The sequence below is a fragment of the Candidatus Hydrogenedentota bacterium genome, assembly GCA_016791475.1.
Classification (GTDB): Bacteria; Hydrogenedentota; Hydrogenedentia; order Hydrogenedentales; family JAEUWI01; genus JAEUWI01.
Genome location: JAEUWI010000026.1, coordinates 1 through 23,780, shown reverse-complemented (window position 1 = coordinate 23,780; position 23,780 = coordinate 1). Strand labels below are relative to the sequence as shown.

The window sequence follows — 23,780 nt, the reverse complement described above, 5'->3', positions numbered from 1 at the left end:
GTGCTCTCCCGTGTTCATTGCTTCAATCGATAGGGAAAGCTATAGTACGTGCCGGCGGCCGGAAAACACAAAACCCAACGGAACCGCACGGGGATCGACTCCTGCAATACCTGCGGGGACAACAGGGAGCGCCTCGGCTTACTTCCCGGCTGGTTTCTGAAAAATGAATAGGTGCTGCGTGGGCAGGAACTCATGGCGCGTTTCGAGCACAAATCCGGCGGGCTCCCACTCGGCCATTACCTGCTCGACCGACATGCGGTGCTCCTGTTTGATGTGGGCCGCGGTATCGCCCAGGAGCCGGTATTCCACGAGGGCGACGCGGCCACCAGGCTTCAGGGCCTCCAGCATTTTTGCGAGCATGGGTTTGGGCTGTTGGAACTCATGGTAGACATCGACGAGGAGCATCCAGTCGATACTGGCGGGTGGAAGCTTGGGGTCGGCCTCCTCCCCGAGCACGACCTCGACGTTGGTGATGCCTTCCTTCTTGCAGTTTTCTTCCAGAGCGGCGTTCATCTCCGGCTGAATGTCCACCCCGTAGACCTTGCCGTCTGGAAGGACCGCCTTTGCGAGGCGGCGGGTAAAATAGCCCGAACCGGAGCCGATATCGGCCACCACGTCGCCGGATTTCAGTTTCATCACTGCGATGACCTTATCCGGCTGTTCCACGATTTCACGATCATCGCGCTCAAGCCAGTCGATGCCGAGGTAGCTCATGACCTGCGCTGGAATGCGCTCATGGCTGTGTTCGGGATTGATCGCGGGGTCATCGGCAGCAAAAAGCGGGGCGGGAAACAGAGCGCAAGCAAGGAGCGCGACGGAACGTAAACGTTTCATGGGTAGACTCCTGTTATCGTGAAGGAGCCTTCATTGTGGGCAGCGGGAAGGGAGATTGCAAGTGACCAGCACAATATCAGACCGATCGGACAAATCCGACTGATCAGATTTGGGCGATCGGTCCGATCCGTCTGATCAGTTCGATGCACCCTTACTTTTTGCAGGCTCCACCATCACCGCAACCGCACCCGGTTTTCTTGCCCTTGAGCATCCGGTAGAGGTAGCGGCCGAGGTAGATGACCGCGTAAAGCAGAAAGGCGCCAACGACAACCCACTCAATGGCCATGGTGCTAGGCTCCCAAACCGGCCAGGGTAGCTGCGTGGAAGGCGATGAATGCGCCCACGTAGGCCAGCACGGTCATGTAGGCGAAAGTGAGCAAAGGCCAGCGCCATTGCCCCGTCTCGCGCTTGATGGTGATGAGCGTTGCGCCGCACTGCGCGCAGAGCGCAAAAAAAACCATGATGGAAAGGGCCACCGCGACGTTGAAGAGGGGCCGTCCATCGGGCCAGGTGGCGCCGCGCAACGTGGCGAGCAGCCCCTCCGATTCCTCGGTTTCGTCCGCACCCAGATTGAAGAGCGTGCCCAGCGTGGCCACGATAATCTCGCGGGCGGGGAAACTGGCGATGGTGGCGGTGGCGATGCGCCAATCCCAGCCGAGGGGGCGAAACACGGGCTCGACCAGATGCCCCACGCGCCCGAGATAGCTGTCGCGGAGGTAGTCGCCCGACTCCAGATCGTCGATCTCTATCAGGCGCTGTTCAAGTGCTTCGGCTTCCAGGCCAGCCGCCTCGGCCTGTGCGCGCTGGGCGTCGTAGGTCGCCGCGATACTTTCCGCCCGGGGGAAATAGGCCAGCGCCCAGACGACGATGGTTACGGCGAAGATGAGGGTACCCGCGCGCTGGAGGAACTCTCGGCCTTCGCGGTACACCTTGAGGGCGACAACGCCGGGCTGGGGCACTTTGTAGGAGGGCATTTCCAGGATGAAAGGCGGTTTCTCGCCTTTGAAGATGGAATTCTTCAGGATCCAGGCGATGGGTACGGCCACGGCCACGCCGAGGGCGTACATGAGAAAAAGCGTGAGGGCGGGCAGGCTGAAGAGGCCACCCAGCACTTTGTTGTCCGGCACAAAGGCACCGATCATGATCACGTAGACCGGCAGACGCGCAGAGCAACTCATGAGCGGGGCGACGAGGATTGTTGTGAAGCGGTCGCGACGATCCGAGATGGTGCGCGTGGCCATGATGCCGGGAATGGCGCAGGCGAAGCTGGACAGCATGGGAATGAAGCACTGTCCGCTCAATCCGCACCAGCCAAGGAGCTTATCCATGAGGAAGGCGGCGCGCGCCATGTAACCGCAATCTTCGAGCACGGAGATGAAGAGACTGAGCAACAGGATCTGGGGCAGGAAGATTATCACGCCGCCAACGCCCGCGATGACGCCATCGACCAGCATGCTCTGAAGCATGCCGCCCTCGGGTAAGTGCCCGCCCGCCCAATCGCCAATAGCACCCACCAGGCCGTCCACACCATCCATGACGGGCCCGGCCCAGGAGTAGATGGACTGGAAGACCACCATCATGATGGCGAGGAAAAAGAGGGTGCCGAAGACTTTGTGGGTCAGGATGTTGTCGATTCGCTCCGAGCGGCTGTGGCGACGCGTGGCCGGGCGCTCCAGCGACACGGCCAGAATTTCTTTAACCCAGGCATAGCGGGCTTTCGCCTCCTGGGCTGCGAGGTTGCTGCCGTTGGCGAGGGCGGCTTCCCGGCAAACCTTAAGTTCATCGGCAAACTCCGGTCCCAACTGGCGTGCAATGCGCTGCTCCGCGTAGCCGCCCTGATCGATCAGAATCCGGCCCGCTTCGGGCGCGGGCACGACCCGTCCCAGCTTTTGCTCGTGGCGACGGAGCACCTCGGAGAGGCGCGCCACGGCCTCCCGCTGGCTGTCGGGAAAACGACAGCCGGCGTTTGAGATCTTCACGTCACCCGCGTGAAGCTGGAGAACGGCCTTGCGCAGTTCGTCGATGCCCAGCTTCGTGTGGGCGCAGATGGGCACCACGGGTGCGCCGAGGGCCTTGCCCAGGGCTTCGTGATCGATCGCGTAGCCGCGCCGATCCGCAATATCCATCATGTTCAGCGCGACGATGAAAGGCTTCTTCAACTCCATAAGCTGAGATACAAAATAGAGATTGCGCTCGAGATTGGAGGCATCCACCACGATGATGATGCCCTCTACCGGCGCCTCGTCCTTGCGCTGGTTCAGCAGGATGTCGGCCACGATGATCTCATCGGGGGATCGGGCGGCGAGGCTGTAGGTACCGGGCAGGTCGGCCAGATCGACTTTGACTTCCCCGAGGTGAATGGTGCCGTGGGTTCGGCTGACGGTTACGCCCGCGTAGTTGCCCGTGGTTTGGGAGAGGCCGGTAAGCGCGTTGAAGACGGCGGTCTTTCCCACGTTCGGGTTGCCCGCCAGAGCAAAGGTCTTGGCCATCAGCGGCTTTCGAGTTCGACCAGCGCTGCTTCCGATTTGCGCAGGGTCAAATGAAAGCCCCGCACGAAGATTTCCATCGGATCGCCGAGGGGCGCGAAGCGAAGCACTTCGATTTCGGCGCCGTCGCTGACGCCCATTTCCAGCAGACGCTGCTGGATGTTGCCCATACCCACCAGGTTGGCAACAACGCCTGTTTCTTTCGGCTTCAATTGATCTAGGGTACGCATGGATCCATCACCTGTCCCGGCCCGGATCCCCTGGGGGACCCGGCCACCGTACTGTCGTAACATCGCTACACCATCATGAAACTATCACGCCACCCGGTGCCCGCGACGGTCACCCCACTACGCCCGTCTCGACGAGACATTCGCCGGTGGCGCCGCAGATGGGGCACGCTTCCTTGCCGTGGGGGCCGCATCCGCCGTCGTAGGACAACATGCGTTCGCGAACTTTCACGGCAAGCTCTTCTTCACTCAACAGATACTTCATCAGCCACAGCATGCGCTGGCCCGTTTCCATACTCATCAAATGTTCCATCTTGCAGGCATCACCCAGCGCCGTGTCTTTACTCACGCCGAGCACCCGCTCGAAAAACTTGGACAGAATCAGGTAATTGTGCTCGACGAGGTTGGCGATGCGCTCGCCCTCTTCGGTCAGCAGGAGAAAGCGGTTGTGGTCTTCGCCGACCCAGCCGCGCTTCTTCAATTGCGCGAGCGCCATGCTGGCCGCGCCCCGCGACACCTCCAGCGTCTCCGCCACATCGGTCGCCCGGGCATAGCCGTATTCCGTCCTCAGGCTGTCGATAGCCATGAGGTAGTGGGCCATGGAATGCGAAAGGGGGTTGTTTTCGAATTCTCGCCAGTGGCTTGCGTCATTCATTTCTTTACCCATGTTGAAACGCTCCTTGTTTAGCAAGGTAAACTTTCATCGTGGGTGTATTCTACCATGCTTGCCACGGTGATCCAACCTTGGATCAGGTGGACGGCAAAACATTGGCTTCGATAAGCTACGTATACTACGATGACAAGCGGCTTGCCACAAGGAAGCTGTGTACCAAAACTTTACCACACGTTTGGAGTGGGTGTCAATGGTTAAGCATGTTGATCATATAAATATCGTCGTTACCGATCTGGAGCGATCGATCCGCTTCTACACCGAACTTCTCGGACTGAAGGAAACGCGGCGCGCGCGGCTGACCGGGGACTGGATCGAAGCCATCGTGGGGCTGAAGGGGGTCGAGGCTGATGTGGCCTTCGTTCAGCCGCTGGGCGGGGGCCCCCGAATCGAGTTGATTCAATACCACGCGCCCCGGGGCGAGGATTTCCCGGCCCATTCCAGGCCCAACACCCATGGCCTCCGACATATCGCCTTCCAAATCGAGGATATGGAGGCAATGCGGGGCCGTCTGGAAGCTGCGGGAGTTCACTTCTTCGGGCCACCCGTGCAGGTGCCGGGCGGAGTGGTGGAACACGACGACGGCCACAAGTCGCTGTGCTATTTCCTGGATCCGGATGGGGTCCTGCTGGAACTGGCTGCCTACGTGTAGCTAATGTTGATGTCGAGTGTGAAATAGCCCTGATATCACGTGCTATAATCCGGTTTTGACGGATACGGGCCGGGCATGGCACCTCGGAATACCAGACCGGACCCAACAGAAAAAGGAACGATTACATGCGTATTGCAAAGCAGACGATTCTGATTCTCACCGTGGTAGCCGTAGCGGGTGGCATTGCCGGATGCAACACGGTTAAGGGTGCCGGCCAGGACCTTAAGCAGGGTGGCCAGGCCATTGAGAATGCGGCTGACCGGGCGGCGAACTAGCGGGGCGGTCCGGTTCATCTCCGCACCGGCCACGATCCACGGTCCAATGGAGAATCGAACCAGGGGATGCCTGAAGGAAATGAATATCGGGCCGTTTCAACGCAGGCGGGCGAATCGCCTTTATCGGCCGGGCGGTCCACGCCGTCCCTGCGGCATCCGCGTCACCAGTTAAAGGTAGAACAGGCGAACTAAACATGAAAACCGAGTCCGGTGGCACCTCCCGCCTCCCCAATCTTCTGGCCTTCACCGGCCTTTTCGCCATCCTGTCGGCGACGGCTTGGTCGTACTTTCGGGGTGGACTCATGGCTGCCCTGCTGGCATCCCATCTATCGGCCGACGCGAAGATTGAGGTCCTGCGAGACTTCTTTCTGTCCTGGGGACCCTGGGCACCCCTGGCTTACATCCTCTTCGTTACGGCCGAGGTCGTGGTGGCACCCCTGCCCGGTCTGATGCTATACGCCCCCGGCGGGGTGATCTTCGGGGGCTTTCTGGGTGGTCTCTACTCGCTGGCGAGCAACCTGCTGGGCGCGGCCATCGCCTGTCAGGTCATGCGCCTGATTGGCGAGCAACTCTTTGGGGCGGGTATCCGCCGGAATCTGGAAAAGTTGACGCCGCTGCTGGAGAAACGGGGGGTTTGGGTGGTCTTCTTCCTGCGGGTCAATCCCTTTACCTCTTCGGACCTGGTTTCCTATGCAGCGGGGCTAACTCCCATGCCGGTGTGGAAGGTGGTATTGGGCACGGCCCTCGGCATGGCTCCGTTGTGCTGGCTTCAATCCTATCTTGCCGAAGGCCTTATGGAAGCCTTTCCGGCGCTGGTCTATCCCCTGCTTGCCGCTTGCGGCCTTTATGCGCTGGCGGTTATCTGGGCGATCCGTCAGATGAGCCGCAAGTCGGAAGACGGCGCAGCCGCCTGACGCCCTAACTCCCCGTGTTCGGGCCCTCTAAGCGCGTTGAGGCCGGGACCACCTGTCAGGGGGTGCTTGCGCCCGCGTCACACAACCCCGTACTCTATGGTACAGTCAGCGTAGAAATATGACGAAGTCATAACGGCCTTCTGGACATTTCGTTCTGATTGCGGTATTCTTACTTTGCTAAGTCTTAGCGAGTCCGTAAACTATATTGCGGATTCCAACGGAGTAGTCATGTTGTCGAACCGTCCAAAGTTTCCCCTGAACGAACGCGATGCCGATGCGGGTATGGTAATCTCCCCCGACAATCGCTCCATGCAACGGGGGCGCCGACGCGCAAGCAGGACGGAAGTCTGTCGGCCCTGCCTGGTGTGGGTTCCCGAATCCCCGGAATCGCCCTTTGAAGGGGTTGTTCTGGATCTCAACCCACGTGGCATGCGCATCCGGATGTTGTCGGCTTTTGAGGAGGGTTCCCGGCTGACGGTGCAATTAATGCGGGACGAGAATTTTCAGGTGCCCCTATCACAACCATTGACCATCAATGTCGTTCGGGTTCTCGAAAGTCCGGATGGTTTCGTGGACCACGGCACCGTGCTGGAAGTGGCGAAAATCAAGAAGGCGGGAACCGTGCGGCCCGTGCGCGTCGCGCGGCCCAACTTCAATCTAGGAACTGCAAACCGTATGTTTACCGCGATGCGGCGCAACGACGGACGCACCGGGAGGTAACGTGGCTGATCCAAAAATTCTAATCGTGGATGACGAACCCGATGTGGTTTCCCTGATAGAGCGTACCCTGACCAGCGATGGATTTGAAGTGGTAAAGGCATTTGACGGTATCGGGGCGCTGGATTTGATCAGCACCGAGAAGCCCGATCTGGTGCTCCTCGATCTGATGATGCCCATGATGAGCGGTTATGAGGTCTGCCAGCAGATCAAATCGAATCCGCAGACGCGAAACATCCCCGTGGTATGCCTTTCGTCCGCCCACACGCCGGACGCCCGGGCGCACAGCCTGAAGGCCGGTGCGGTGGAATTGATAACCAAGCCTTTCTTCCCCCAGGAACTGATCGCCCAGATCCGGCGCCATCTCCCCCACCCCGCCGAGGAGGTCGCAGTTGAAGCGATCCCGCCAAAAGGCGTATGATCAGGGGACCGGGAGTTAAGTCCGGTTCCGCGAACGATGTGAAGTAGATACGGTGACCCTTGCAAACCGCATTACATTGGTCCGGCTGGTCCTGATTCCTGTGTTTTGCGCGGTGGTGTACTCGTATTCCCCCGCCCACCTCTGGGCGCGTCCCGCCGCCCTCGCAATCTATGGGGCCGCCGCACTGACGGATATGTTGGACGGCTGGGTGGCACGACGCTTTAATCAGCGTACCCGCTTCGGCATGCGCCTGGACCCGCTGGCGGACAAACTCCTCATCAATCTGGGTTTTGTGTTTCTGGCGGCCAATGCGTCGTTCGAGCCGGGTGTTCCCCTCTGGTTTCCCATCCCCATCATGATTCGGGATATTATTGTGGTCGTGGGTGCCCTGCTGCTCAACTCGTATGTCGGGCCCGTGACCATTCATGTGAGAACAATTGGTAAAGTGAGTACGTTATTTCTAAATGGCACCCTCTTTTTCGCGCTGTTGGGCGTGCCTTTCCTGCCGTGGCTCCTGTGGGCCGCGACGCTGCTGACCCTGGCTTCCTGCGCGCAATACATCCACGACGGCATACATCAGCTTAAGGCCGGCGGAGAACATTCCCATGGCTAAACTGAAGAAACTGCCCCTGGTGGCGATATGTGGACGGCCCAACGTGGGCAAGTCCACCCTGTTCAACCGCATCCTGGGCAAGTCCCGGGCCATCGTGCATGATCAGGAAGGCATTACGCGGGACCGATTTTTCGGCAACGCGAAATGGCAGGACTACCGCTTCCGCCTGGTAGATACGGGCGGTATCATCGAACACCCGGATGACAATGTCTCCCGGCAGATGCAGGAGCAGGTGGACGCCGCGCTGAACGAAGCGCGTGTCATTGTCTTTGTAGTGGACGGTCAGCACGCCCTCACCCGCGTGGATCGCGAAGTGCGTGACCGGCTGTTCAAGTACAGCAAGCCCGTGCTTCTGGCCGTTAACAAGCTCGACAACGACGCCATGACGGAGGCCCACCGCTACGATTTCTACGAGCTTGGCCTCGGCGAACCCTTCCCCATTTCCTCCGGCCATGGTCTGGGCATCGATGCCCTGCGCGACGCCATCGTGGAGCACCTCCCCGTGCCGGAGCCCATTGCGGTTCCCGAAGAGGGCGCGGAGGACGAAGATGGCGAACTCCTGGAAGCCGCCGACGACGAGAGCTTCAACGAGAAGGACCCCCGCATCAAGGTAGCCATCGTAGGCAAGCCCAATGTGGGCAAGTCTTCCTTCGTCAATGCGATCTTGAATGAGAACCGCAGCATTGTGGACGACAAACCGGGCACGACGCGCGATGCCATCGACATCGACTTTACGTGGAATGATAAGGACTATGTCCTCATCGACACAGCGGGTCTGCGGAAGAAGGCCGGCATTACGGCCAAAGTCGAGCACTACAGTGTAGCCCGCTCCCTGCGCGCCGTGCGCCGCGCGGATATCTGCCTGGTCATGATTGACGCGACCGAGGGCATGTCCGAGCAAGACAAGCGCATCATCGGCTACGCCCGCGAAAACGGCACGGCCATGGTCCTCGTGTGGACCAAATGGGACCTCGTGGAAGACAAGGCGCGGCGCCAGAAGTCCATCGTGGAAGAGCTGGACCTCAAGATGGCCCAGATTCATTATGTGCCCAACGTGACCATTTCCAACGTCACGCGCCAGCGCCTCTTTACCGTGTTTGAATATATCGACCGGGTCTACGAACAGACGCGCAAACGCATCTCGACTGCGGACATGAACAAGTTCATCGAAGAGATCAAAGTACAGCACAAGCCGCCGTCACAGAAGGGCAAGCACGCAAAGATTCTCTACGCGACGCAGGTCAGCATCAAGCCGACCATGGTGATCCTCTTTGTGAATCAGGTGCGCCTCTTCCACTTCAGCTACATGCGTTTCCTGGAAAACCAGTTACGCGAGAAATTCGGTTTTGAAGGCGTGCCCATCACGCTGGAGCTCCGCGAAGGAAAATCACGGGAATGAGCCTGGATCCCATGGCGATTGGCGCGCTGCTGCTGAGCTATGTGCTCGGCTCTATCCCTACCGGCTTGTGGCTTGGGCTCTGGATTCGCAAGGTGGACATCCGCGAGGCGGGCAGCAAGAACATCGGTGCGACGAATACAATGCGCGTGCTGGGCAAGCCCCTCGGGGCCGCGGCCCTCACGGGGGATGTGCTGAAGGGGCTCTTCCCGGTCATTTTCTTTGCGAAGTTACACCCGGAAAGCATTCACCTTCCGCTGCTCTGTGGCGTCGCCGCGATCCTGGGCCATTCCTTTTCACTTTTTCTCAAGTTTCGCGGCGGCAAGGGCGTAGCCACGAGCGCCGGGGTCTTTCTGGGCCTGGTCACCTGGCCCACCGTGCTCGCCGTTGCAATCTTTGCGGGAATCGTGGCCGCAACGCGCTACGTAAGTCTCGGATCCATCTTCGCTTCGATTTCCCTGGCCATCTCGGTGTGGTTCGTCGACACGTCGAACGTGATCCGGATTGTCGTGTTGCTCGTGGCGCTGCTCATCATCGTCAAGCACCGGGCCAACGTCCAACGGATACTCAAGGGTGAGGAAAACCGCGTCTGAAGACCGGCCCGGTCCGGTTCGGAAAATTGTGGAGCCAATCGAGAATTGGAAAACCCGTTAACGTGGGTTGGGCTTCCAGCCTGACACAAAGCCTGCGTTGGACACTGACGGGCCTTGCGTTTCGTTGACGGACCAGGGTTTAGCAGCAGAAAGACGCGTCGCGTCAATATTGGGTGAACTTAAGGTCAGGCTGGAAGCCTAACCCACGTTGACGGGCGAGATTGCTTGAGGGCCATGCGCATGCCTGGAGTCTGTAGCGGCAAACCGATGAGAATACACTGTACGTGATTGGAACGGCTGGCGTGTTACCAACTCTGCAACACGAAAGAATGACGCCGCGCCCTTTGGGTCGAAGCGACTACGGGGCAGCGATAGCGGCGGGCCTGATAGCGCTGCTGGTGTACGGCTATACACTGGCCCCCACCGTCACCGGCGAAGACTCCGGCGAGTTGATTGGCGCCGCCTGGACCCTGGGCGTCCCCCACCCGCCCGGCTACCCGGTCTGGATCCTCCTCGCCCATGGGTTCACCTGGATCCCTTTCGGCAGCGCGGGCTGGCGCGTCAATCTCCTCTCCGCCATTTGTGCGGCAGGCACGGTCTCGCTCCTTGTCCTCATCGGGCTCACCGTCACGCGCCACCGACTTGCCTCGTTCACCGCCGCCATGATTTTCGCCTTCTCCCGCGTCTTCTGGGAACAGGCGATGATTGCGGAGGTCTACACGCTCAATACCTTCTTCATGGCCCTGCTCCTGCTGATCGGCCTGCGCGGTTTTCGCGAGGAAAAGCCAGGGTCGCTCTGGGCCTATGCACTTCTGGCGGGCGCCGGCACTGGCGTGCACAACACGCTGATTCTCCTTGTGCCTTTCTGGGCGCTGCTTGCGTGGCATCAGATGCCAAGGGCGATGCGACGATCCAGAATCGTCTACGCGGGGTCCATAGCCTTTTTTGCAGCAGGGCTGCTTGTGCACACCTATCTCCCGCTGGCCGCGAGGCACGATCCGGGCGTGAACTGGGGCAATCCGGACACGCTGGCGCGCTGGTTGGCGGTCCTGCGACGGGATCAGTTCTCTTTCATGATCGACCAGTATCCCCGGAGCCTGTCGCGCTTCAGCGGTCAATTGGCCACCATGGGCCTGTTCTGGTTGCGTGATTTCCTGGGACTGGGCACTCTCATGGGAATCTGGGGTGCCGCCCTTCTCTTTCGGCGCAACCGCTTCCTCGCGGCATTTCTCGGCCTTTCGGCGCTGGCCACCGTGCTGTCCATCACCTGGATGCAGAATTTCGAGCAGAGCCGGGAGTGGCTCTGGGTCATGCGGGTCTTCCTGCTGCCCGCGGAGCTCATCACGGCGATCGGGATTGCCTGCGCGCTTGCGTGGGGCGCGGAAAGTCGGCCACGGCTTCGGGCGTTCGTGGGGGGGCTTGCGGCCGCCACGTTGCTCCTTTCGCTTGGGCTCCACAGCGTCCAGAGCAAGCGGAACTACACCTACGCGGAGGACTACGCCCGCAATATCCTCGCCACCCTGCCCGCCGATGCGATCTACGTCCCCGGGGCCGATCACCAAGCTTTCCCCGTGATGTACCTTCAGGTGGTGGAGGGTCTCCGGCCCGACGTGACCTTATTGCGGAAGTATGGGTATTTCGACCTGGAGAGCGTGCCGGGGCTGGCCGAGGCCAACCCGGCAACCTGGGGCGCGCTTCCCCGTCGCCGCTATGAACCGGAAATCCTCGGTTGGCTGCTCGAACATACGGATCGACCCATCGTTCTGAGCCGTCAAGTACCCGTTAAAGGATTCGATGCGAATTTCGCGCCGCTGGGACTCCTCGTTCAGGCCCTGCGCCCCGGCGAGACCGCCGTGCCGGGAAAGACGCTGGCGCAACTGGAATGGCGCCATCCGCTGCCGGAAGCGCCCGTGGCGGAATACTCGCTGTCGCTTTTTCAATACGACGTTGCCTTCGCCAAGGCGCAGGAACACTTCGCGGCGGGCCGGGAGCAGGAGGCCCTGGCCGAGGTCGAGGCGGCGGCCACGTTCGGGCACCGCGAGCCGGAGATTCTGAACAACCTCGGCGTGCTCTGCGGCCGCTACGGCGCCTGGGACAGGGCGGAGGCGTTTTTCAGAGAGGTCCTGGAAAAGCACCCGGAGCACGAATCCGCGAAAGCAAACCTCGCGCGCGTAGCGCGAAAGCGCGGACTCTGAAGGAAGAATCGGACCGCTCGGAAAGCGCCTTATCGAAGAATCCGTGCGCACTACCCACGCCAACTTATTGCGGAGCCTCCACTCCGGGGGCTATGCTACACGCAGTGAGTCTATTGCAGCCGGGGCCACGCCCCAATACAGGAATTACCTCCCATGAAGATTTCCAAGTCCTCTCTGTTCACCCGTTTCACTACGGGCCTCATGCTTCTGCCCCTTGGCGCATTTGCGCAGGATCCGGCCGTTGCGGAAACGTCGATCAATGCCGTCGCCCTGCTGAGCCGCTGGCTCCACATATTCGGCGCGATTTTTCTGATGGGCGGCGCTTTCTACATGCGCGCCGTGCTGATCCCTTCGGCGTCGGAGACGCTGGACGATGCGACACATGCCAATCTGCGCACGAGTATCCTCGGACGCTGGCGCAAGTGGATCATGATCCTGAGTCTCGTGCTGATTCTCTCGGGCCTGTACAACTTCATGGCGGGCATCGCCGACCACCGCGAACAGCCGACCTACCACATGCTCTTTGGCATCAAGTTCCTGCTGGCGATAGCGGTCTTCGGTCTGGCCTCCATGCTTGCCGGTCGCAAGTCGATTTCGCTGAAGCTCCAGCAGAATTCCAAGCTCTGGCTCGGCGTGACCCTCGCCATGGGTGCCGCGATTGTGATGATCGCCGGCTACATGAAGATGATGTAAGCCGGTCTTTGGGGACGGACACGCGCACTCGATAGTGTCGAGCGCGGGCAACCTTGATAGATTGCGCTAAACTCAATGGGAAATGGGTTCGCCAGTGCGCGTGCCTGTCCCAGGGGATGTGTGGCAGGCTTCGGATATCGTTCACCTTTCGTTCTCAGCTATACAGGGACAGCAGCGACCGCAGGGACATCAGATTTTCGCAATTCTGCCGTCTCTGTTGTCCCTGCCGTCTCTGAGACCACGAAGAAGGAATTCAATCCGTGATACGAGTCGTCCATCTGCTTTCACTCGCCCTCGCTATTGGCTTTGGCGTAAATGCAAACGCCGCCACTTTCCGTATCGCGACTTTTCAATCCGACGCCACACCGCCGATTGGCGCGCCGCTCTGCGGCAGTGCGGAGAACAAAGCGAAAAGCGTCACCGACCCCTTGAGTGCCCGAGGCATCGTGTTCTTGCCTGACGGGGAACAACCCATCGTGCTTTGCGCCGTCGACTGGGTGGGCATTGGCAACGGCGGCTACGAGGCCTGGCGCAGTGCCCTGGCGGCTGCCGCGAAGACGGAGCCCTCCCGCGTCTCGGTCCATGTGCTGCATCAGCACGATGCCCCCATGTGTGATTTCTCGGCGGAGGCCCTCCTCGATGCGCAGGGCATCGGCGGCGCCACGATGGACGTGCCCTATGCTCACAGGGCGATTGCGGTGGCTGCCGAAGCCCTCACGGCTTCTCTGGACGACACCCAGCCGGTAACCCATGTTGCCACGGGCGAAGGCATCGTGGAGAAGGTCGCATCGAACCGGCGGGTCATGGGGACCGATGGCAAGGTTAAGGCCGTGCGCTGGACGGCGACGAAAGATCCCGCGGTGCGCGCGGAGCCCGTGGGCACAATTGACCCTTTCTGCAAGTCCGTCTCTTTCTGGAATGAAGAGAAGCCCCTGGCGGTGCTGACCTGGTATGCCACCCACCCCCAGAGCCACTATGGCGAAGGCGAGGTTTCGACGGACTTCGTGGGCATGGCCCGCGCCGCGCGGGAAGCGGCCCTGCCGGGCGTGCCCCACATCCACTTCAACGGGGCGGGCGGCAACCTGGGTGCGGGCAAGTGGAACGACGGCGCCCGGGACAATCGCCCGGTACTGGCGGGTCGCCTGGAAGCGGGCATGCGGAAGGCCTGGGAACATGCAACGCGTGTGCCGGCGGAGGGCGCGCTGGACTGGGCCGTAGCGCCGGTGGTGCTGCCGACTCGGAGCGAAATCACGGCCGAGGGGGAAGCGGCCAAGTTGGCTGCCACGGAAAAGTCGCCGGGCGAGCGGGCGGGCGCGGCCTGGAAGCTGGCGTGGCTCAACCGGGCCAACGCGAATTCGCCTGTCGAACTTACGCGCTTGCGGCTGGGCGACGTGCAGCTTCTGATGCTGCCAGGCGAACTGTTTGTGGAATACCAGTTGGCCGCGCAGGATATGGCGCCGAGCGACTTCGTGTGCGTCGCGGCTTACGCCGACTACGGCCCCGGCTACATCGGCACCGCCTGTGCCTACAGCGAGGGTGGCTACGAAACCGAAGTCGACTCCGCCCACTGCGGCCCGGAAGTCGAGGCTGTGCTGATGGACGGAATCCGGAAGCTGGTGGGGCATTGATAGAGCGCGGAATGGTCCCGTCGGGTCTTATGGGTCTTATGGGTCGTATGGGTCATATGGGTCGTATGGGTCATATGGGTCATATGGGTCGTATGGGTCGTATGGGTCGTATGGGTCGTGTGGGTCGTGTGGTCAACTATCAACTAACAACTATCAACTATCAACTGTCAACTATCAACTATCAACTATCAACTATCAACTATCAACTATTGAATATTCCCCGGTCGCGGGCGTCTAATGGTTGCGTATCAATCAAGGAGGATAACGCCATGAAACATCTGCGTCCCATTTCTGTTGCCAAAGCGAGCGATTCTTTCGGCTATATTTTCTTCCAGATCTGGCTGGCCGCGTTCACCACGCTGCTCAGCGCCGCCTTCAGTGGTGGCAAAGACAAGTAATTTTTGCGACCGATAAAGAAATCGCCGGAGACCACAGTCTCCGGCGATTTCTCGATGGACCTCTCCTCAGCGCCAGACGGCGCGAATGGTTTTGGGGATATCGGTGTTGTCGATGAAGGGGCCGCGCAGGGCATCTTTGCCTTTGACGGCTTCGAGGAGTTTCTCGGCACCCTTGCCCTTGGCGATGCAGGGTACGACCTGGTTGGTGTGGCCGCCGGTGTGGAACTTGTAACCCGGTGTCTTGCCCTTGCCATTGCTGACGAGGGGGGTCACCTTCTCCCCTGAATCCGGGCCACTGAGGTACCCCGTTTCGTGGTCGGCCGTGATGATGAGCAGGGTTTCATCCCAACTGCTGTTGGCGGCCACCCACGCGTCGACGGCCGCGATGGCCTTGTCGAAATCCATCTGCTCTTCGATGAGGCGCCCGATGACATTGCCGTGACCGCCCCAGTCGATGGCGCCGCCCTCGGCCATGATGAAAAAGCCGTCGGGGTCCTTGGAGAGCACGTTGAGCGCGCCTTCCATCATCAGGGCCAGATCGGGCATGCCGGGCGTCGAGGGCGTGGCGTAGGGCAGTTCCGCTTTCTTCTCGTCATCGGTGCCACGGTTACCCTGCAGCGTGGTGGACACGGGAGCGATGCCGAGCACGCGGGTGGGTGCGTCGGCCCCCTTGAGGGCTGTGAATTCGTCGAACGAGTCCACCAGTGTCCAGGGGTCCGCGGTTCCATCGCCGTTGGCGTCGCCGCCGGCGGTTCCGGCGACCACCTCGCGCCACAGGGTCTCGCCGCCGATGCGCTTGTAATCGCCTTCGGTCTTGAAGGGGTCGTCACCCAGTCCGCCCACCTGTTTCCCGTTGTCATCGAACCAGGGATGCCCGGCGCCCATGAGCACATCCAGCGAACTGTTGCGGAGCATGTCCTCGGCCAGAATGTCGACGTCGTTGCGGCTGGGGTGGTGGGTGGTGAAACCGGCCGGTGTTGCATGGCTGATGTAGACCGTGGTCAGCACGCCCGTGGCCTTCCCCATGGCTTCGGCGTCCTCATAGAGATGACGCAGCGGCTGTTCGTTGACATCGACGCCAATGGCCTTGTTGGCGGTCTTCACGCCGCTGGACAGCGTTGTCGCGCCCGCCGCGGAGTCGGTGGAATCCTTCAGGACATAGGAAAAGTCCGCCGCGGCTTTTTCCGGATCGAAGCCCTTGCCGCTCGCGGAATACGTGGTGCAGGCCAGGACCTGGTAATTCCAGTAAGGCTGGCTGTGAAGTTCGCCACTGGCGTAGAGGCTTGCGGCCTCCATCTGAGCGAAACCCATGCCGTCGCCGATCATGAGGATGATGTTCTTGGGCCCCGTGTTGTCCTGGGCGTGGGCGATACCGCACAGGGCAAGTCCCGTGCCCGCAACGGCGCCGAGCAGTCTGGTTTTCATTGGCAAATCTCCTTTTCGATTGCGCGTATATATTCTTCCAGGGTTTTTCCTGGTTCAGTGGCAAAAATTTCTTCCGTCAACACCACCGCCTCCATCCGGTCCACGCGGAAATTCCGGAAGGCGCGACGCAGTTCGCACCAGGCGGCAAAGGACCAGGTGCTCCCCCAGAAGAAGAGCCCCAGGGGTCGCACGAGCCGGCGGGCGGACTGGCCGTCGGCCCGGGTGTAGTCGAATTCAAGTTTCCGCTGGAGACCGATCCCTTCGCGGACCCGTCCCATCTTTTCCCGAAGTGTCGGGCATATATGAAAGCCGGGCACCTGCATAAGCTGGCTGTCGAGGTCATCGAGCAGGGGCCTTTCCGCCACGGCGCGGACTTTGTCCAGCACGCCCCGCGCGGCCCGCTCCAGGGCGGGGTCTCCCCAGGCCTGCACCATGCGGGCCCCCAGCAGCAGGGCCTGCGCCTCTTCGTTGGTAAACATGAGGGGCGGGAGCTGGAAATCGCGGCGGAGGACGTAGCCTACGCCGGCCTCTCCCTCCACGGGCACCCCGGAGAGGATGAGGGATTGTACATCGCGGTAGATGGTCCGCTCGGAAACGCCAAGTTCCGCGGCAAGCTCGCGGGCCGTGACCGCTCGGGAGCGGCGCAAAAGCACGACCAGTTGAAATAGGCGTTCCGCCTTGTACATGTTTTCCTCGATGGAGATTGGGGGCCGCTCGATGGGGTCGCAACGTACGACCCGCCGGATGTGGAAAGAGGTTTCAGTTCGAGCCTTTATTGATACTTTCATCCACGCTGGTATTTGATCCTCGGCGTGGCGCCCCGCCGGGCAATTGGACATCGAAATACCCGCAAAAAGAACACTGCCGCGAACGCCGCGATGTCTACTCCACGGGCGCATTCCAGGCGCCATCGGCGTCCAGAAAAAGCCGCCGCTTCGTGTGGGGGTATTGGATTTCCAGCCAGGGCGGCAGGGGTTCGCCCGCGGATGTTGCGCGGTTGAAAATATAGATCCGATTCGGGCCATTTATCTCGTCGGCATCGTTGCGCGCGACCCGGCCCTCGGGATCTTTGAGCAGGATCGGGAGCGCGGCCTCGCAGGCGTCCCAGGGTGGTTTGAGCGCCATGGTCAAGCGCACTTCACCGGGCTTTACGGTCAATGAAAGCGGCCCGCCGTGCCACCTTGCCACCTGACGGGCGCCGATCTCTTTGATGTCCTCCTGGTAGCCGTTCCAGGCGGGCTGGCTTGCCTCGCAACGTCTCGACAGCTCCGCCCCCGAGGGGTCGCGCGACGTTAGCGTGGCCACGACGGCCACCAGCGCGAGGAAAAGCAGCGCGGCAAGGAAGGCGGCGAGTCGCATCGGCTGTCAGCGATCGCTGCGTCGCCGATCCACAAACACCATGCTGGAGCCCTCCTTCGGATGGGCCATCTGGCGGACCTGGGCGAGCACCTCAAACATTTTTTTGGCGCTCTTGAAGTAGCGGTACTGGGTGTGGGCCACACCGACGGAAAGGGCCATCAACTTGCAGCGCACTTCGTTGCCCTGGCGGTCCAGCGCCTTGATGTAGCCCTTCTGGACTTCGTCGGCGGTGTAGAGCTGGGTGACGTGCTTGTCAAACTGGTCGCAGAGGTGCTTGGTGAAGCGCTCGTGGTCTTCCAGCTTCAGGCTGACGACGAAATGCTCGCCGCCCATGTGGGAGACGAAGCTTTCATAGAAGCCCATGTCACGGGTCAGGCTGACGAGTAACTTGCCCATGAATTCCAGGGCTTTCTGTTGCCCGTCGGCCCCGCGCGACGCGCAGTAGGCCTTGTAGCCGATCATGTCGACGTAGACCACGGCCAGGGCCGTGTCTCGGGCGAGGAGGTGGTTGATCTCCCGCTTGGCGGCGTCGGTACCGGGCAGATTGGTGACACGGTTGCGATTGGCCAGGGAGGTGGTGAGGGCGGTGAGCGAGGCGATCTTGTCCATCAGGCGCTCGAGTTTGAAGGGCTTGACGAGGTAGTCGTCGGCGCCCTGCTCCAGGCCGTGGAGAATTTCGGGCTCTTCGCCCAGCGCGGTGAGCACCAGGATGGCGTGCTTATAAAGCTCGGGGTCTTTGCGCATGCGGCGGCAGATTTGATATCCCGTCACGCCGGGCAGCATGATATCGAGGATGGAGATGTCGGGTTTGACCTTCTTCGCGAATTCGAAGGCCCCCTCCCCCGTGTTGATTACATGGGTGTCGTGGCCCTCCGCATTCAGCTTTGTCTTGATCAATTCAGACAAATCGACATCATCGTCCACCAGAAGAATTCGGCTCATTCATGCGTTCCTATGGTTTTCCAAGCCCCGTGTAAGTTCTTACCTTTGAAGGTAGTATACCCAAATTACTCCGCTTGTCGCGAATTATCTCTCTGGACCGCTTCCGGAGCGGATTTCCTGCGGAATCACGGCATCGATGCTGTTTACGGAAACATGTTTGTATGCGTCCGAACGGCTGTGGTACGATACCGGTGTTGACGTTCTTTTCAGCCAAGGAGCCTTCCCCATGCGATCTCTGTTCGGTTTGACTATGCTTTCGATTCTTGCCCTTGCCGGGTGCGCCAAGGAAGAGGCGCCGCCTGAAGCCGTGCCGGTGGAAGTGCCGCCGAAGACCGTATCTGAGATCGTGGGTGAATACTCCGCGGCGCTGCAGCCTCTCTTTGCGGGCGCCCAGGCGGGCAGTGGCTTTGCCTACGGCGCGGCCGACCCCATCATCAGCCAGTTCACCACGCTGCGCTCGCAGAATTCCAATCCCAAGGAAATCAACGAGCCGGCCGCCTCCGCCCAGATTGAGGAGCAGGTGGCGAACCACGTCAAGATTGCGAAAGACGCGGAAGAGTGGTACGCCCTGGACGGCCTGCTGAAACTGCACGCCACCCTGAATCCGACAAGCCAGCGCTATCAGCCCCTGCGTCGCAAGACGGACCTGATGATGGAGCGCCCGCTGGTCAAGTGCACCGGCTTTGCCACGATCGACAAGGACGACCTGATGGCCTTCCTCGACGTGATGGATCCCAAGACGAGCCAGATCACGAGCGTGCGTGTCCGTGAAGGCGAAGAATTCTATCCGGACGCCGAGGGCAAGAGCATTCTTCGCCTGGTGAAGGTGATCGGTGCTCAGTCGGGTCTCGAACTGGAGTACATGCGTTTGCCGGGCGAGACCTGGGAGATCCCGGGTCCCGAGAACCGCTAGATCGCGATAGCAAACCTGTCCACCGCTGGAATCCGACACCCCGGATTCCGGCGGTTTTTTTTTGCGTGGCCCCCCGCCGCTGGGCTAGGCTGTGGGGCACCCGATCCGCGCCTTCCCGGTCGGGGAGAAGAACCGAAATCGTACTCATGAACGAGGTTTTAATGACACAACGACAATATACCTGGACCGCTTCGGTCGCCCTGGTGCTGCTGGGCTTTCTGGCCTATGCCAATACCTTCAGCGGCGACTGGGTGTGGGACGACGTCTCGTCCGTGCTGCTCCATGAAAATGTGCAGAATCCGGCCAAGCTCGGTCAGCTCTTCCGCGAGGACCAGCACGCTTTCGGGCGCGGCGAGGGCAATTTCTATCGCCCCCTGGTCTCCGTGAGCTTCATGATCGATTTCCTGCTTTCCTATGATCCTACCCTGGACACGGCGGAGATCAAAGGCTACCCCGACGTGAAGCCCTTCCTGTTCCACCTGAGCAATACCCTTTGGCACTGCGCGGCCGCCGTGCTGCTTTTTCTCCTGCTCGGTCGGCTCGGCGCGCCGCGAATGGTTCAGGCCGCGGCGGCGGTCCTATTCGTGCTCCACCCCATGCACACGGAAGCCGTGGCCTATATCAGCGGTCGGGCCGATATGATGTCGGCCACCTTCATCCTTGCGGCTTTGCTTTGCGCGACGGCGGAAGTCCGGGGCACGAAGCAAATGGTTGCTTTCGCATTCAGCGGTCTCTTTTTCATTCTGGGCCTGTGCTCCAAAGAGTCCACGATGATCTACCCCGTATTGCTGGCCATCGTGATTGCCTTGCGACCGCAGTCCGAGACATCGCCAGTCTCCTGGCAGGTCCGGGCCTATCCCGTGTTTCTTGCGGCAATTCTCCTCTGCGCCTATGGCGGGTTGCGCGCCACCGTGCTGAAGTTCAGCGAGGGCGGGGGCGGCAACACGACGGGCCTCCTGGCGCGCCTTGTGGAAACTTGCCAGGCATTCGCATTTTACATGAAGACCCTGTTCCTCCCGGCGAACCTGCATATGGAGCAGACCCTCGCGGGCGTGCCCGGCTGGACCGCCGGTGTGGGACTGATCCTGCTGGCGGCCTGCGTCGGAGCGGCCTTCTGGGGCTACCGCTCGGGCAACCGGCGCATCACGCTGGCCCTGGTGTGGTTCCTGGCGGCGTGGCTGCCCATTTCCGGGATTTTCCCGCTGAACGCGCCCATGGCCGAGCACTGGATGTATGTGCCCATGGCCGGCTTCTGGTGGGCGGTGATGGAGCTGCTGGTGCTGATCTCCCAGCGGATGAACCTGCGCACCGCGCCGGTGGCGGTTGCGGTGGTGCTGGGGCTGCTGTTTCTGAATCAGACCATCGCACGCAACAGTGACTGGCGGGACAACGAGTCGATTTTCCGCGCGACGCTGGCGGAAAACCCCGATACGCTGCGGGTCCATTCCAACCTGGCGGTGACCTACGATTTCCTGCAGGGGAACTACCCCGGGGCGGCGCGCCACTATGAGGCGGCCATCGGCCTCTATGAGAAGCAGAAAGAGCGCCCCGAGGTGCTCCTGCCCGATGAAATTCCGCTGCGCCTCTCCCTGGCGGAGATGTTGCTGCGTCAGGGGAAATATAGCGACGCCCTTCCCTGGTACGGCAGCCTGATGCCGCTGACCCAGCAGGAAAACCTGAAGAGTGACGGCGCGAAGGCGGCCTTTGGCTTGGGGCAGTGCTACCTTGGCCTCGGCAACTACACCCAGGCCACGCAGCTCATGCAGCAGGCGGTCGCACTGGACCCCAACCTGGCGGGCGGTTTTCGTGACCTGATGCGGGGAGCCCCCCTGCCCGGCCCGCGTTGATGCGATCACGATTTGGAAAGTGACTGAACCATGCTGAAACACACCCTGATCCACCCTGGAATTCTGGAAGCCATCGGCGCGGCGGGCCACGGTTCGCGCATTCTGATTGCGGACGGCAACTACCCCGCGAGCACGAAGTGCGGCATGAACTCGGAGCGGGTCTACCTCAATCTTGTGCCGGGAACGCCTACGGTCACACAGGTGCTCGACGCCCTGCTCACGGCGATTCCCGTGGAAGCGGCCGGGGTGATGACGCCCGCAGAGGGCCCCGAGCCCCCGATCTTCGAAGAATTTCGGCAGCGCCTGTCCGGGCTTGAGTTGACGCCGCTGGGGCGGCACGAATTCTATGTGGAAGCGGGAAGCGACGACACCTGCCTTACGATAGTGACGGGAGAACAACGGATTTACGCGAATCTGCTGCTCACCATTGGCGTTCGGATGCCGGACTGATTTCGATTTGAAATCGCAGTTTTAGAACCTGGGTGGGCCCCGAAGGGATTCGGGTGGATAGATTTATAACCTGCAATGGGACCTGAGTTTAGTTGCGATGGCCCCTCGGAATAACTTGATTTTCAGGGTGGGAGTTTGCTTGACACATTGGGGGACCCATGCTAGAATGGCCCAGTTGAACCAGTATCAGCGAAATAAAGTTGCGTTTAAACGAGTTACGGAGAAAGGCTTCCATGGCTGACGACAAGAGAAACGAAGACAATCTGGATACCCCCGGCGACTCCGGTTTGGGTAACCTGCCCCCGCTCAGTGATTTTGACTCGGGCGGTATGGATTCGGACGGTGGCCTGCCTCCTCTCGGTAATTTCGATTCCGGCGGCAGCCCCACGGATTCGGCGGGCCTCCCCCCCATCAGCGACATTCAGGTGGAAACGCCCCAGCCCACGGGGGGCAATGTTCGCCGTCCTCCCTTCGGCTTTGACAGCGCCATCAACGATACCTTCTCCAGCGGCACGCCCGGCATTGACACCCCGGCCGGAACGAAATCCAGCCAGGGCCTGAGCCCCATCGGCTCTGGATTCCAGGACCTCGCCGCAGACAGCGACTTCTCCCCCGAGACCCCGGAAATTGGTCCCGGCCCGGATTCGAACATGGACACACCCATGTTTGACAGCGCCTTCGGCGGCGGCAGCGGCTCCGGCTTCGGCGGTGGACGCTCCACCGGCGCGCCGACCCAGGCCATGGAAACGCCCATGTTCGGCCAGCCCGTGGGTGGCCGTGACAATCGCGGCTTTGACGCGGGCGCCTTCGGCGGCGGCGGCGGTGACTTCGGCATGGGCACGCCCGCGCCGGACTTCTCCCCCGACACCGACATGCGTGCCCCGCGTGGCATGGGCGGCGGCATCAGTATGGGTGCCAGCGAACCGGCCGGCGGTGGACGCAAGGGCGGTGCCGGTGCGCTCGTCGCGGCGGCTGCGGTTGCGCTGATCGTCGGGATTGTCGCGGGACCGTTTGTTGCGGAGAAGGTAGCCGTCCTTCCGAATCCCTTGAAACCCCAACTTGAAGCAGCCCAGCAGCTCGCTTCCACCGAGAAGGCGCGCGCCGACCGGTTGGATGCGGAATTGAAGAAGGCGGTTCCAGTAGGTGGCGTAGGTACGGAAGGGATGACGCCGGCGCAGTTGGAGCAGATGCGGACCGACGCCATCGCCGCTCAGGAAAAGCTCACGGAAGTGCAGACGGCGCTGAAGGCCGAAGAAGATAAGCTCGCCGCCGCTAGCGCCGACCTCCTTGCGAAGAACGAGGAAGTAGCCAAGCGCGACGAAGAATATCAGAATCTTTCCAACCAGCTCTCCATCACGGAAGCGCGTCAGCGCGGTTTGGTTTCCGAAGTGGATCGCCTGACGAATCATGTTGGCAAGCTGGAGGAAGCCGCCCAGCGCAGCGATCAGTCGAAAGACGCGCTGGCCCATGCGGTGGACCGCTTGTACATCAAGGTCAAAGAAGGCCTTCCCCTTACGCCGACCAAGTTTGACCGTAGCGCCCGCCTGGCCGAAGTCGAAAAACTTCGCACCCAGATCAGCGAGTCCAAGTGGGTGACCCCCTCCATTCAGGATGCCTACACGGGCCTTTACCTGAAGGAACTGGAAATCGCCCAGGCCCAGGAATACTTCTACAGCAAGATTCCGGTGGTGGACGCCTACGGCAGCCGCGTACACAAGTGGGCCGAATGCGTGATGCGGGGCAACCACGAAGTGGTCTATCGCACCTTTGACGGCCAGAACATTGGCGTCTTCACGAACCTCGGCACGGGCGAATCGCCCGCCTGGGGCTTCAAGGAAGAGTTCACCCCCGCCGCGAAGAAGGAACTCGAAGAGCAGGTGATCACGAGCCGCATTCCTGGATTCGAAGAAAAAATCCAGGCGTTGGCGGAACGTGAATTGAGCATGGACGGCGACACCGCCTTCCAGAAAGTGTTCAGTTCGCTGTAATGGATTGAGCGTTTAAGACAGCCGCCGCGCGGCCTTCGGGCCGCGCGGTTTTTTTGTGGGCGGGGGGATGGGTCGTATGGGTCGTATGGGTCGTATGGGTCGTATGGGTCGTATGGGTCGTATGGGTCGTATGGGTCGTATGGG

25 protein-coding genes are annotated in these 23,780 nt (G+C 61.0%); 16 read left to right on the top strand and 9 right to left on the bottom strand.

Annotated elements, in window-relative coordinates:
• Positions 1 to 138: 138 nt before the first annotated feature.
• The 5 genes from JNK74_14955 to JNK74_14935 all read right to left on the bottom strand — a co-directional run bounded on the left by JNK74_14955 (position 139) and on the right by JNK74_14935 (position 4,214).
• The gene (locus tag JNK74_14955) at positions 139 to 834 is read right to left on the bottom strand and encodes a class I SAM-dependent methyltransferase (protein ID MBL7647483.1); all 696 of its coding nucleotides are present in this window, start codon (positions 832 to 834) and stop codon (positions 139 to 141) included.
• A 151-nt stretch (positions 835 to 985) separates the two neighbouring features.
• A complete protein-coding gene (locus JNK74_14950) occupies positions 986 to 1,120 on the bottom strand; it encodes a FeoB-associated Cys-rich membrane protein (GenBank protein MBL7647482.1) in 135 nt (44 codons plus the stop codon).
• A gap of 4 nt (positions 1,121 to 1,124) precedes the next feature.
• Positions 1,125 to 3,323, bottom strand: a complete 2,199-nt coding sequence (gene feoB / locus JNK74_14945; GenBank protein ID MBL7647481.1) for a ferrous iron transport protein B — start codon at positions 3,321 to 3,323, stop codon at positions 1,125 to 1,127.
• Positions 3,323 to 3,550 carry a ferrous iron transport protein A gene (locus tag JNK74_14940; protein MBL7647480.1) on the bottom strand — a complete coding sequence of 76 codons (228 nt, stop codon included), beginning with the start codon at positions 3,548 to 3,550 and terminating at the stop codon, positions 3,323 to 3,325. Before JNK74_14940 ends, feoB begins: the two co-directional genes overlap by 1 nt.
• Before the next feature lie 109 nt (positions 3,551 to 3,659).
• A complete protein-coding gene (locus JNK74_14935; GenBank protein ID MBL7647479.1) occupies positions 3,660 to 4,214 on the bottom strand; it encodes a metal-dependent transcriptional regulator in 555 nt (184 codons plus the stop codon).
• Between the two features lie 196 nt (positions 4,215 to 4,410).
• Between JNK74_14935 and JNK74_14930 the strand changes: the two genes are divergently transcribed.
• The 12 genes from JNK74_14930 to JNK74_14875 all read left to right on the top strand — a co-directional run bounded on the left by JNK74_14930 (position 4,411) and on the right by JNK74_14875 (position 14,552).
• Complete coding sequence (locus tag JNK74_14930) at positions 4,411 to 4,869, top strand: VOC family protein (protein MBL7647478.1); 459 nt, start codon at positions 4,411 to 4,413, stop codon at positions 4,867 to 4,869.
• 125 nt (positions 4,870 to 4,994) lie between these two features.
• Complete coding sequence (locus JNK74_14925) at positions 4,995 to 5,144, top strand: entericidin A/B family lipoprotein (GenBank protein ID MBL7647477.1); 150 nt, start codon at positions 4,995 to 4,997, stop codon at positions 5,142 to 5,144.
• Positions 5,145 to 5,338: 194 nt separating this feature from the next.
• Complete coding sequence (locus JNK74_14920; GenBank protein ID MBL7647476.1) at positions 5,339 to 6,058, top strand: TVP38/TMEM64 family protein; 720 nt, start codon at positions 5,339 to 5,341, stop codon at positions 6,056 to 6,058.
• 228 nt (positions 6,059 to 6,286) lie between these two features.
• Complete coding sequence (locus tag JNK74_14915; GenBank protein MBL7647475.1) at positions 6,287 to 6,778, top strand: PilZ domain-containing protein; 492 nt, start codon at positions 6,287 to 6,289, stop codon at positions 6,776 to 6,778.
• A gap of 1 nt (position 6,779) precedes the next feature.
• Complete coding sequence (locus JNK74_14910; GenBank protein ID MBL7647474.1) at positions 6,780 to 7,196, top strand: response regulator; 417 nt, start codon at positions 6,780 to 6,782, stop codon at positions 7,194 to 7,196.
• Positions 7,197 to 7,248: 52 nt separating this feature from the next.
• Positions 7,249 to 7,809 (top strand): CDP-alcohol phosphatidyltransferase family protein, encoded by a 561-nt coding sequence (locus JNK74_14905; protein MBL7647473.1) that lies wholly within the window; start codon positions 7,249 to 7,251, stop codon positions 7,807 to 7,809.
• Positions 7,802 to 9,208: a ribosome biogenesis GTPase Der gene (gene der, locus JNK74_14900; GenBank protein ID MBL7647472.1), complete on the top strand. Its 1,407-nt coding sequence runs from the start codon at positions 7,802 to 7,804 to the stop codon at positions 9,206 to 9,208. The genes JNK74_14905 and der overlap by 8 nt, the downstream gene beginning before the upstream one ends.
• An 11-nt stretch (positions 9,209 to 9,219) precedes the next feature.
• The gene (gene plsY, locus JNK74_14895; protein ID MBL7647471.1) at positions 9,220 to 9,798 is read left to right on the top strand and encodes a glycerol-3-phosphate 1-O-acyltransferase PlsY; all 579 of its coding nucleotides are present in this window, start codon (positions 9,220 to 9,222) and stop codon (positions 9,796 to 9,798) included.
• A 344-nt stretch (positions 9,799 to 10,142) separates the two neighbouring features.
• Positions 10,143 to 11,993 (top strand): DUF2723 domain-containing protein, encoded by a 1,851-nt coding sequence (locus JNK74_14890; protein ID MBL7647470.1) that lies wholly within the window; start codon positions 10,143 to 10,145, stop codon positions 11,991 to 11,993.
• 153 nt (positions 11,994 to 12,146) lie between these two features.
• Complete coding sequence (locus tag JNK74_14885; GenBank protein MBL7647469.1) at positions 12,147 to 12,686, top strand: hypothetical protein; 540 nt, start codon at positions 12,147 to 12,149, stop codon at positions 12,684 to 12,686.
• Positions 12,687 to 12,946: 260 nt separating this feature from the next.
• Positions 12,947 to 14,314, top strand: a complete 1,368-nt coding sequence (locus tag JNK74_14880; protein ID MBL7647468.1) for a hypothetical protein — start codon at positions 12,947 to 12,949, stop codon at positions 14,312 to 14,314.
• Entirely contained in the window at positions 14,310 to 14,552 is a 243-nt protein-coding gene (locus tag JNK74_14875; GenBank protein ID MBL7647467.1) for a hypothetical protein, read from the top strand. Before JNK74_14880 ends, JNK74_14875 begins: the two co-directional genes overlap by 5 nt.
• A gap of 226 nt (positions 14,553 to 14,778) precedes the next feature.
• On the opposite strand, the gene JNK74_14870 is transcribed toward JNK74_14875, so the two are convergent.
• From JNK74_14870 to JNK74_14855, 4 genes are all read right to left on the bottom strand, one after another.
• Positions 14,779 to 16,137 (bottom strand): alkaline phosphatase, encoded by a 1,359-nt coding sequence (locus JNK74_14870; protein ID MBL7647466.1) that lies wholly within the window; start codon positions 16,135 to 16,137, stop codon positions 14,779 to 14,781.
• Positions 16,134 to 16,823: a YafY family transcriptional regulator gene (locus JNK74_14865; GenBank protein ID MBL7647465.1), complete on the bottom strand. Its 690-nt coding sequence runs from the start codon at positions 16,821 to 16,823 to the stop codon at positions 16,134 to 16,136. The genes JNK74_14870 and JNK74_14865 overlap by 4 nt, the downstream gene beginning before the upstream one ends.
• A gap of 196 nt (positions 16,824 to 17,019) precedes the next feature.
• Entirely contained in the window at positions 17,020 to 17,496 is a 477-nt protein-coding gene (locus tag JNK74_14860) for a hypothetical protein (protein ID MBL7647464.1), read from the bottom strand.
• A gap of 6 nt (positions 17,497 to 17,502) precedes the next feature.
• Positions 17,503 to 18,438, bottom strand: coding sequence for a response regulator (locus JNK74_14855; GenBank protein MBL7647463.1), 936 nt, complete (start codon positions 18,436 to 18,438; stop codon positions 17,503 to 17,505).
• Positions 18,439 to 18,664: 226 nt separating this feature from the next.
• Between JNK74_14855 and JNK74_14850 the strand changes: the two genes are divergently transcribed.
• From JNK74_14850 to JNK74_14835, 4 genes are all read left to right on the top strand, one after another.
• Complete coding sequence (locus JNK74_14850) at positions 18,665 to 19,351, top strand: hypothetical protein (GenBank protein MBL7647462.1); 687 nt, start codon at positions 18,665 to 18,667, stop codon at positions 19,349 to 19,351.
• Positions 19,352 to 19,512: 161 nt separating this feature from the next.
• The gene (locus JNK74_14845) at positions 19,513 to 21,198 is read left to right on the top strand and encodes a tetratricopeptide repeat protein (protein ID MBL7647461.1); all 1,686 of its coding nucleotides are present in this window, start codon (positions 19,513 to 19,515) and stop codon (positions 21,196 to 21,198) included.
• A gap of 30 nt (positions 21,199 to 21,228) precedes the next feature.
• The gene (locus JNK74_14840; GenBank protein MBL7647460.1) at positions 21,229 to 21,648 is read left to right on the top strand and encodes an RbsD/FucU family protein; all 420 of its coding nucleotides are present in this window, start codon (positions 21,229 to 21,231) and stop codon (positions 21,646 to 21,648) included.
• A gap of 233 nt (positions 21,649 to 21,881) precedes the next feature.
• Complete coding sequence (locus JNK74_14835; GenBank protein ID MBL7647459.1) at positions 21,882 to 23,636, top strand: hypothetical protein; 1,755 nt, start codon at positions 21,882 to 21,884, stop codon at positions 23,634 to 23,636.
• Positions 23,637 to 23,780 lie beyond the last annotated feature (144 nt).